Source organism: Sulfurovum sp. bin170 (genome assembly GCF_010892395.1).
Lineage (GTDB): Bacteria > Campylobacterota > Campylobacteria > Campylobacterales > Sulfurovaceae > UBA1140.
Genome location: NZ_JAACKB010000324.1, coordinates 1 through 10,250, shown reverse-complemented (window position 1 = coordinate 10,250; position 10,250 = coordinate 1). Strand labels below are relative to the sequence as shown.

Below are 10,250 nucleotides of genomic sequence, written 5' to 3'. Positions count from 1 at the left end.
TCCATTCATTTCAATATTAAAAACTATAAGTCAAATCAACAAATGCCATATCATTATTTGACACAGCATCAAACTGTTGTGACCCACCAATATAATCAACAACCCCAACATTGGCAAAAATACCATCAGCAATATCATATTTCACCCAAGCCCTCTGAAATCCACCCTCATCCATCTTTGAACCAAACAGAGAGATAAGATAGTTAGCTTTTAGCGTTGCATTCATAAAATCCGAACTCACACGAAAAGCGTGTTGATACTGCTCATCTATCCCATCCTGTTTTTTAAGAGCTATATCATACGAGATTAGAGTATCCGAAACCCCATTATACTCCAGACCCAATAGTCCATGTTTCTCTTTTGTCTCATCATCAAAATAGGCAAATTCTGATTTCAGAAGCCATGAACCACTCAATATATTAAGAGCCGTTCCATACATCTCTACTTTCTCATCTTCAGTTTTAGAAATCTGTGCCGAGTAAAAGTTAACATCCCAACCCGAAAACTCACCACCAATGCTCATTGCAGGGGTTACTTCAAAGTAGTCTTTATCTTTTGGCATTGGTCTTGGAGATGGGTTAAATGCTGAACCAAATGGTGGATTTTTGGTAAATCTCTGCTCCAAAACAGCGATAGGGGTAATACGCCAATCGCCCACAAAATAGTCAAATTTTGCCATAGTGACAGGCAAACGCAAATCCTCAATGTCCACCATCCCAGGGCGACGGTTATCAATAGGATTGAGTACATCTGTTACACGAATCGTATCACTTCGCCCCCAAACCACCACTTGACGACCGAGTTTCATATCAAAATTATCTGTAAGACTTCCCTCAATATAAGCATCAAAAAGCTCTACTTCACTACGCAACTCATCAAGCTCATCAGAGTTATATTTCTCACTTCCTCTAATATCATAAATAGCATCATAGTAGGCTTTTCCATTTGTCTTAAACTTGAAACCATTCTCAAACTTATACTCATAATCCAAAAACAGTGAAGTTTTTAATGAAGAGAAATCATCATGAGGTTCATCATCACTATAAGAGTAGGCAACCTGTTCAGTTATTTTGCCTGTCAAACTATATGATTTTTTATCCTCTTTTGGCAAATCTGTACCACAATGCAGAGTTTTGGCATCAAAGATTTTCTTTGCATCATCATCAAAACCATCCATTAAGTCATCTTCAATCTTAGGCTCAATTGTTTGAGCTTTTTTTGTGACTGGTTTATCATCAAAACCATCCATCATATCATCAATATTTTCAGCCCCAAGCAGAGAGACCAAGAGAAGAGAGCCTAGAGCTATTCGCATCCTAGAGTCCTTTTTCCAGTCGTCTCGTAGTAAACACCCCATCATCAATCTTACCATTTAGCGTTACATTATCAAACGACAATATTGTCTTATGCAGAGTTCTTTTCCCTTTTTTGGTGGTCATGGTCATCTCATCAATCAACCAAATTCCACTCTCTTCACGAATCTTTTTAATATCAAGATACTTCTTCTTTCCACTGCTCATAAAATTAATCGCTCGAACAACCATATAGTTATCTTTTCGCACAATAGCAATCGTCTTCTCATACCCAGACTCATCAATAATCTCTTGATTTCTAGGAGTTGACTCTATCATCCACGCATCATGCCCACGAACTTGTGTCTCTTTGAGCAGTTTAAAATCATAATCCTCCAAATCACGGTCGGTCATGTCAAAATAGGAAAAATCTGAACCCATAAAGCTTGAACTTTTGTCTGTTGATGGGATTCTTTTTACCTTTTTAAGTGCTGGTAGATAGAGCCACTGGTCATCATCCTTGACAGAATCATCATAATCATAGGTCAGAAATGCTGTATTTTTAACATCTGATGGACTTTTGAAGAACATGGTTTTGTGACTATCTTCTCCAAAATCTTTGGCATAAGATTTTATGTCACGCGTTCTCTCTTTTCCATTTTTATCAATGAGAACCATCATCATATCTTGCTCTAAGGTATCTCCCTCATCTCTAGCATCCACTTTTTCCATAATGGCTCTTGCATCTGTCTCTTCTGCTACTGCAGGTATTGTTAATAGTGATGCACCTACTCCTAGTAAAAATAGTAGTTTTTTTGTTTTCATGTTTTTCGTTTAATTTATTATATATTTTGGAAGCGGAGAGTTTACTCCAATGCCAATGAGTTAGCGAGGCTGAAGCCATCGTTTCCCTATATGCAATCTGCATTTTCGGAATCGGCGTGTTTACACCCGAACAACGGAGGCAGAAGCCCTCCGATTCCTAGTTTTATTTAATCCAACCCCATCTAGCCAACACAATCATCAAAGCAGGTGCTAACAACAAATCAGAAAGAAGTGCAAACGAGATAACAGCCCCTGTCAAGAGCCCAAAGTTCTGCACAGAAATCATATTCGCACTCAGGTAGGCGAAAAAGCCCAAAGAGAGAACCAGTGTTGTAATCACCATCGCTTTTCCTGTAGTAAAGAATGTCTGCTCGATCGCCTTGGCTGAATCTCCACTCTCCAAGTAGTATCGCTTAAAATTGTGTATAAAGTGTATTGTGTTATCCACTGCCAGTCCAATAGCAATGGAGCCAATCAGCAGTGTAAACATATCAAGTGGGATATTCATCACATACATCAGCAGAAGCCCTACAATAATAGGTGCTAGATTGGGAATCATGCTAAAGAGTCCAATACGAACCGAGCCTAAAATCAGCATCATCATAAAAGTGATGGCGATAAAAGCGATAAGATAACTGCTAACCGATGAGTTTATGGAGTTAACAAAGGTGCTATTTAGCAGAGGAGTCATTCCTGTCACCTCCACCTTGTCACCTTTGAATGTTGCGACTGCTTCTGCTTTGACAAAATCAAGTACCTTAATGGAGTATATCGAGTCTATCCAAGGTAACTTAATCGTGATTCTAGCTTTTGAGAATTGAGAATCGACCATATCTTCAAGGTCATCAGAGCCTGAGTTTTCAAACAGCAGAAGCTCTTGTGAGACAAGATTGGCATCGGTTGGGATGCTATAGTACTTCTCTTGATTTTCATGCAAGGCTCGATTGGTCTCTTTGACAATAGTTGCTAGTGAGATAACTTTCCCTACATGGGTATACTCATCGACATAAGACTCCAGTTTGGTTGAGAACTGATTTAGTTTCTCCAATCTCACAGGGTCAACCCAACCATTCTCCTTGCCTGTATCAACCACCACTTCAATAGTCACTGTACCATTCATCTGTTTATCTATCACCTCAGTTGAGACTCTAGTCATATTATCTGGTTGAAAAAATTTTAGAGGATTGTGAGATAATCCTACCTGTGTAGAGGCGATAAGGGCGATGGCGACGAGCAGAAAACTGCCAACTAGTACAGTTTTGGTATGGTTAACAGGAATTGTAGCTAATTTTTTCATCAACTTGTCTAGTCTTCCTGCTTCCGTTTTTGTTTTTGGTTTTAGTTTTGTAATGGAGAGAAGTGCAGGTAACAGGGTCAAGGTCAGCACCAAAGAGACCATCACCCCAAATGAAGCAAATATCCCAAGGTCAGAGATGGGTGCAACCTCACTCCCTGCAAATGAACCAACACCAATCGCTGTGGTAACAGAGGTCATGGCGATTGCCAGTCCTGAATGCCCCATCGTATAAGATAGAGCCTCTTTTTTGTTGCCACTCTCGTTGAATCTATCAAAAAAGATAGAGAGAATATGTACCGTTGCTCCTACAGAGACAGCCAACAGAAGTGAAGGGACAATCTGTGTCGGCAGTTTAAACGCCACCCCTGCCCATGCCATCGTCCCAATCGTTGATAGGAGTGCAAATATAATCACCAAAATAGGATAAAAAACAGCCGAAGCTCGTCTGAATATCAGCAATAAAAAAACCAAAATAATCACAAAGGTAATCAACATAAATTTCTGCATATCTGATTTCATCTGCAATTTCAAATCATGATTGACATAGGGAGAACCTGCAACAAACACCTCTAGCCCCTTGGCTCTATACTCATCAGCAATCGCCAATATTGAGTTAATCAGTTGAGCATTCTCAGCATCGGTCAAAAATGCTTTTGGCTTATTATCTGTAGGAGCAGAGTCGCCAAAGCCCTCATCAAAAGCATCCTCATCAGCGATTTTAGTCTCCCCCTCATGAGAGTAAGCATCCGTTTCGATTAGAATAGTCGTCATCTTGCCATCTTGACTGATTAGCAAATCTTTGTAGAAATGAGAACTCATGGCTCTCTGTTTGATGCTCTCAACCTGCTCCAGAGTGGTAGGAAATGGTTCTAGCAAATCATCAGTGATGAGCTTATCTCCATCACCTCGTGTATTCCTTACATTATATAAAGAGGTCACATCCTCAACAAAAGGTACTTTGGTCTCTATATCCTTATGTAGTGATTTAAGAGTTTGTAGAAACTTCAAAGAGAAAATTTCATCACTCTTAATGGCTAAAACCACTCTCTCATCGCGTCCAAACTGGTCACGAAACTTGTTGTAGGTCAACAAAACTGGGTCATCATCATGCATGAAACCCTCTGTGGAGGTGTCCATCTTGATTTGTGGGAGGTGTGAAATGGGGAGTGCTAAAAGTAGCATCAAAACCAAGATAACCTTGAAGGGATTATCGTGGATAAATGAGCCGAATTTTTCCATTAAGCTTTCTAATCGATTGTGCATCTATTTCCTTTTGATTTTATTCTTATTGTACTTATTTAAAATGAACCAAAAGTTAACTGATAAAGCTTTGACAAATCAGCCTCATAGAAAAGTGTGGATATGATATAATGAAGTTAAAAAGGAGCAAAAATGTATGAAAAATTTTCAACAAAAAAAGATTAAAAATCTATCAAATGACGATAGAGTTTTAAAAAACAGTGGTGGAACAGCAACAGAGCAGACGATGCAGACGCATTTTATGCAGGAGAAATCCAAAGAGCAAGAGGAGATTTTTGGAGAAGAGGTGATGCAGAGAAGACTGAACAATACAGGATTGCCTGACACTCTAAAAAACAGTATAGAGTCTCTCTCTGGCTACTCGATGGATGATGTTAAAGTGCATTATAACTCCTCAGAACCTGCACAGCTCAAAGCTGATGCTTTTGCCCAAGGTTCGGATATACACCTCGCTACAGGAGCCGAGAATCAGTTAGCTCATGTAGCTTGGCATGTCGTACAGCAGAAACAGAGAAGAGTTTATGGTGATACCACCCAAATGAAAGGAAAGAGAGAGGTAGAGATAAACAATGATGTAGGACTGGAACAAGAGGCTGATAGAATGAGTTTTAAGGCTCTACAGATGAAGAGTGCAAAGAGAAGATTTTTGACAAACTTTCCTGCACTAAAAGAGCTTAATCCTATTCAGAAATAGTTTAAAAATATTTTAATCTAATTGAATTTATTGTATAATTTGTTCTAAAAAAAGGTTACAACATGTCTATATTTAAACTTTTGTTATCGGCTATATCTGCACTGTTCATCATCTCTTGCAACTCACCATCTCCTGCAAATCATACGAAAAAATTTGATACCTATATTTCAGAAAAATTTGAAAAGGATTTAAAGAGCAAATCAAATATTACCATTGCTGTAATGCCTGTGCCAAATAGAAACTCTTCTACTGTGGCTGACTACTTTAGAAAAAATATCATAGGAAGACTGGAGCAGAAAGGCTACTCTCTGATTGACCCCAAGGTATTAGACCAAGCTCTCTACAATTTTGGTCAAAAAACTCCATCTAAACTCAAAGATATAAGTGCAGAGAACTTAAGAGCATTAACCTCTGCTGATTTTCTACTCTATGGTGCAGTTGAGACCTCTTCACAAGATGGCAGAATATACTACTCGGGTTCTCTGCTTCTGCATGATTTAAATAAACAGGATATGTGGTATGCTCTATCCAATCTAAATATTGAGAAAAAAGAGGGTATCGACCCCCTATCAACCGTGGTTGAGTATCTTGTCTCTGCAAAAACTACCCCTATAGGAATTCTGTTTGATGTGATTAGCTCTGAAAAAGAGATATATGAGGGATTGGAGTTTTATGTGGACACGCTACTAAGCTCTCTACCCGATGGTCAACAGAGTGTTAATTTGGTAGATGAGGGTGGAAGGTTACTTGATAAGGCAACTACGATAAAAGCTGACTAGCTTGAAGTGGTTTCGCTATCTATCTCTTTTTATCTCTATAGAGCTATATGGTATGGGTTTGGTTGAGTATATTCATCAAGCACTAAGTCAAAGTTATGAGGCACAAATGCTTAGAGACAATGCTAAACTATCCAAACTAAACCTCTCTAGTGTGGTGCATAGATATGATGTAGTGGTTACTCCTGATTCAGCACTCTCTATAGATGAGTATGGTGATAGAGTCACTGTTGGTCTGCAAGGTAGCCAAGCAAATACCTATGGGGGGAAGATATACTCATCTCTCTCAACCACACAATCCAAATCAACCATAAGCAATAGAAGAGAGTATTCACTAAAAAGTAGCATAGGTTACACCCAATCTATCTTTGGGAAGTTTGGCTCTCAATATAATACTCTATCTCTATATAAAGTAAAAGAGCGAGAGAAGTTAAGCAAGATAGAGATAGATGAGGCTAAAAAAGATATAGTATTTTGGGCTATATCAAAATATTATAGTGTGATATTGAGAAGAGAGCAGATAGCTATCTATAATTTGGCGACCAAAAGAGCAGAGCATAATTATAACTCTGCAAAAGCGAAACAGGAGGCTGGTATTGTCTCTAAGATTGATGTCCATAGAGCAAAACTATCCTATCTCAGTGCCAAAAGAAATGAGCAAGATGCACTCAAAAACTATAAAAATGCTCTGAGTGAAGCGACTTTTTTTATAGACTCTGATGAGAAGAGAGATATTTTTAGTGAAGAGATAAAAAAGGTCTCTTATCGTTTTAGCATAGATTGGGATAAGATTATTGACCATAGTGCTAAGTGGAAGATTATTCGGATAAATGAGGATATTTTGAATAGAGAAATCTATAATGCCAACAGAGATATGCTACCTGATATCAAGGTAGATGTGAAGTACCACTCCTATAGCCAAGATGATAGATTTAGAGACTCTTTGGAGTTTGATAACAAGAGTTGGTCTCTCTCACTCTCTTCTGACTACTCTTTTGACTCCAATGATGAGGAGATTGCCATAGAGAGACTCAAAATTGCCAAAAATAGAATTTTTCAGGATAAAAAGAGAGTTCGCAGAGTGATAAAAAAAGAGATTGAGGAGCTGTTTAATGAGTTTGAGAATATCAAAGAGACTTTGAATATAGAGAGACTAAAAGAGAGAGAGGCTAGGGAATCTCTGAATGTCGCACAGATACGATATGAGAGGGGATTATCTAGTAATATTGATGTATTGGATGCAGAGAGCAATATGCTAAATGCTCAAATATCCTCTGCTGGTGCGTTGGTTAGATACAATAGTGCTATATTTAGATTGGCAAAGAGCTTAAATCTGTTAGATGCTGATTTTGTAGCAGAGGCTTTGAGATGAAGTGGTTAGGAGCAGTGTTTATATCTCTTGCGTTGGCGATACTCTCCTATCTCTTTGTGGATAACAGAAATATAGAGTATAGAAAAGCTGTGGTAAAAAGAGACTCATACAGTTTGAAAATATCAAACTATGGAACGCTTGAAGCCTCCAAATTTGTTCAGATAAAATCAGAAATCCCATCCAATAGAGCAAAAATTATAGAGATAATAGATGAGGGGAGTAGAGTTAAAAAGGGGCAGATAGTGGCTAGATTTGACATCTCTGCTTTTATGGAGGAGATGAACAACCTAAGATACAAAATCAACCAAGCAGAGGCACTGCTCTCTAAGACCAAAAAAGAGTTAGAGGTGTTCAAAAGAGCTGGAGAGGATAATATTCAAAAGATTAAGAAGTCGATTCAGATAGCAAAAATCAACCTAAGAGATGTAAAGCTTGGCAGTGGGAAAGTCAAAGAGAATGAGTTGAGACAAGAGATAGTAAGAGAGCAACGAGAACTAAATCTTGTGAGAGATGAGTTGGATGATTTTAACTCTCTGCTGGAAAAAGGTTATATTAGTACACGAGAGAGAGACAAGGTTGAGAACCGTTTTAAAAATTCGCAAGAGACACTTTCTATTAAAAAGGAGAAGCTAAAAAACTATCTGCAATATGAGTGGAAAAAACTCAAAAGTGAGCATGAGATTAAACTAAAAGAGCTCAAAGAGGCACTAGAGAGTAAAAAAATTCAAAACAGTTTTGAGCTTCAAAATAAAAAGATACAGGTAAGCAAAGCTAAAAACTCACTCAACTACCTCAAAAAAGAGTTGGAGAGGGTGAAAACCAATATCAAACTGTGTGATGTTAAAGCAACTATTGATGGTGTGATACTCTATAGAGAGATTTCAAAGATGGGAAAACGAGCAAGGGTTGAGATTGGAGATAGCATCTGGCAATCTCAAGCTTTTATGCAGATTCCAGATACAGATAAGATGATAGTCAAAACCTATACGAGAGAGGTTGATTTAAATAAAGTGAAAGTGGGTATGGGGGTAGAGGTCTATCTTGATGCCTATCCGAAAAAGGTGCTTTATGGAACCATTACCTATATTGATACGATTGCAGATAGTAGAGCCAATGAGAACAGCACCAAACGGTTTAAAACCATCATTACTATTAAAAATATAGAGGGTTTTTTGCGTTCAGGAATGTCTGCGAGGGTGGATATTGTCTATGATGAGGTCAAAAATAGACTAACTATTCCTATTGAAGCACTGCATTATAATCAAGAGAGATATTTTGTCTATGTCGATAACCAAAAGGATGGTATTAAAAGAGAGATAGAGGTTGGAAGAATGGGAAAAAAACAGATAGAGGTGTTAAAAAACCTAAATGAGGGTGAGGTCTTACTGATACGATGATACTCCAAGGCATAAATATCTCAAAATCATATGGAGAGATAGAAGTTTTATCAGATATAAATATAGAGGTTGAGGCTTCAACTTTTTATGGTATATCAGGTGCTTCAGGTTGTGGCAAGACAACTCTGCTCTCTATATTGGCACTGCTTGATAGAGCAGATAGTGGCAGAGTTCTGCTAAAAGGTCGAGATATTACCACCGTATCAAGAGAGGAGGCTTCTTATATCCGAAATGCACAGTATGGTTTTATTTTTCAATCTTATAATATGCTGATGCACCTAAATGTGATGGAGAATGTTCTTTTGCCTTTTGAGTATGGTCTAAGAGCAGAAGGAGATATAGAGAAGATTGCCTCTTTGTGGTTGGAGCGAGTTGGGATGCTAAACTATAGAGATAAAAAAATCCATACCCTATCAGGTGGAGAACAGCAACGAGTGGCGATTGCAAGGGCATTGATACGAAATCCTGATATTATTTTTGCAGATGAACCAACAGGGAATTTGGATGCTAAAAATAGTGCTACTATACTAGATATACTTCAAGATATTTCCAAAGAAAAAGATAAGAGTGTGATTATGGTATCTCATGATAAAGATGCTTTAAACTATTGTGATAAGATACTTCAATTGGACAAGAGATGAGACTTTTTGGAAACGGAGAGTTTACTCCCGAACAACGGAGGCGAAGCCTTCCGATTCCAAGTTTTTCAAGAACTCTAATAAAAGATATAGACGCAACTCTTCAAAAGCTCAAAAACCATTGGGTTCATACTCTGCTTAGTGTTATTGGTATTATGGTTGGTGTTATCTCTATTGTGATTTTACTCTCGGTTAGTGAGGGTATTAAGCAAGAAGCTATTAATAATATTCAAGATTTCGGTCTCAATACCATTAGAATCAAAGAGAATATAACCCAAGATGATTACCACTCTATAGAGGCGATTATAGGAGACAATGGTCTGGTCTCACCCATTATAAAATATCCAAAAAAATTGATAACTTTTGCCAGTAGTGATTTTATCGCCGATGTATATATCTCAAATGCTTCATTTATAGAGATAGAAAATTTGGAGATAAAAAGAGGTAGAAAAATTATTCCTTATGATATAAAAGCCTACCATAGAGTTGTTATTGTTAGTAGTGATTTATCTAAAAAACAGCATATCAATATAGGTAGTTTTTTGAGAATAAAAGATAACCTATTTAGGGTTATAGGCATCGCTTCTATTCACTCCAAGATGAGTGGTTTTATTCAGATTCCTAGCTCTGTGAATCCTTTTGATAAAAAAGCTCACAGGCTTGATGAAGTTTCGATATCTATAAATAACAAAGATAGTA

9 protein-coding genes are annotated in these 10,250 nt (G+C 37.7%); 6 read left to right on the top strand and 3 right to left on the bottom strand.

Going from position 1 to position 10,250, the window contains the following annotated elements; translation table 11 throughout:
* Positions 1 to 16 precede the first annotated feature (16 nt).
* The 3 genes from GSY74_RS07710 to GSY74_RS07700 form a co-directional block, all read right to left on the bottom strand.
* The gene (locus GSY74_RS07710; RefSeq protein ID WP_164664522.1) at positions 17 to 1,315 is read right to left on the bottom strand and encodes a DUF1302 family protein; all 1,299 of its coding nucleotides are present in this window, start codon (positions 1,313 to 1,315) and stop codon (positions 17 to 19) included.
* Position 1,316: 1 nt separating this feature from the next.
* Entirely contained in the window at positions 1,317 to 2,117 is an 801-nt protein-coding gene (locus GSY74_RS07705) for an outer membrane lipoprotein-sorting protein (protein WP_164664521.1), read from the bottom strand.
* 163 nt (positions 2,118 to 2,280) lie between these two features.
* Positions 2,281 to 4,677 (bottom strand): RND family transporter, encoded by a 2,397-nt coding sequence (locus tag GSY74_RS07700; RefSeq protein WP_164664520.1) that lies wholly within the window; start codon positions 4,675 to 4,677, stop codon positions 2,281 to 2,283.
* Between the two features lie 133 nt (positions 4,678 to 4,810).
* Between GSY74_RS07700 and GSY74_RS07695 the strand changes: the two genes are divergently transcribed.
* The 6 genes from GSY74_RS07695 to GSY74_RS07670 form a co-directional block, all read left to right on the top strand.
* Positions 4,811 to 5,368 carry a DUF4157 domain-containing protein gene (locus GSY74_RS07695; protein WP_164664519.1) on the top strand — a complete coding sequence of 186 codons (558 nt, stop codon included), beginning with the start codon at positions 4,811 to 4,813 and terminating at the stop codon, positions 5,366 to 5,368.
* Between the two features lie 62 nt (positions 5,369 to 5,430).
* On the top strand, positions 5,431 to 6,147 hold the full coding sequence (locus GSY74_RS07690; protein ID WP_164664518.1) for a hypothetical protein: 717 nt from the start codon (positions 5,431 to 5,433) through the stop codon (positions 6,145 to 6,147).
* Between the two features lies 1 nt (position 6,148).
* The gene (locus tag GSY74_RS07685) at positions 6,149 to 7,516 is read left to right on the top strand and encodes a TolC family protein (protein WP_164664517.1); all 1,368 of its coding nucleotides are present in this window, start codon (positions 6,149 to 6,151) and stop codon (positions 7,514 to 7,516) included.
* A complete protein-coding gene (locus tag GSY74_RS07680) occupies positions 7,513 to 8,913 on the top strand; it encodes an efflux RND transporter periplasmic adaptor subunit (protein WP_164664516.1) in 1,401 nt (466 codons plus the stop codon). The genes GSY74_RS07685 and GSY74_RS07680 overlap by 4 nt, the downstream gene beginning before the upstream one ends.
* Complete coding sequence (locus GSY74_RS07675) at positions 8,910 to 9,554, top strand: ABC transporter ATP-binding protein (RefSeq protein ID WP_164664515.1); 645 nt, start codon at positions 8,910 to 8,912, stop codon at positions 9,552 to 9,554. The genes GSY74_RS07680 and GSY74_RS07675 overlap by 4 nt, the downstream gene beginning before the upstream one ends.
* Positions 9,551 to 10,250, top strand: a 700-nt coding sequence (locus GSY74_RS07670) for an ABC transporter permease (protein ID WP_164664514.1), incomplete at its 3' end; no start/stop codon positions are given. The genes GSY74_RS07675 and GSY74_RS07670, both read left to right, overlap by 4 nt.

Bases quoted from the DNA above. Each gene is read 5' to 3' on its own strand.
- GSY74_RS07695 (WP_164664519.1), top strand. From the start codon at position 4,811: ATGAAAAATTTTCAACAAAAAAAGATTAAAAATCTATCAAATGACGAT.
- GSY74_RS07710 (WP_164664522.1), bottom strand. From the start codon at position 1,315: ATGCGAATAGCTCTAGGCTCTCTTCTCTTGGTCTCTCTGCTTGGGGCT.
- GSY74_RS07700 (WP_164664520.1), bottom strand. From the start codon at position 4,677: ATGCACAATCGATTAGAAAGCTTAATGGAAAAATTCGGCTCATTTATC.
- GSY74_RS07680 (WP_164664516.1), top strand. From the start codon at position 7,513: ATGAAGTGGTTAGGAGCAGTGTTTATATCTCTTGCGTTGGCGATACTC.
- GSY74_RS07705 (WP_164664521.1), bottom strand. From the start codon at position 2,117: ATGAAAACAAAAAAACTACTATTTTTACTAGGAGTAGGTGCATCACTA.
- GSY74_RS07690 (WP_164664518.1), top strand. From the start codon at position 5,431: ATGTCTATATTTAAACTTTTGTTATCGGCTATATCTGCACTGTTCATC.
- GSY74_RS07675 (WP_164664515.1), top strand. From the start codon at position 8,910: ATGATACTCCAAGGCATAAATATCTCAAAATCATATGGAGAGATAGAA.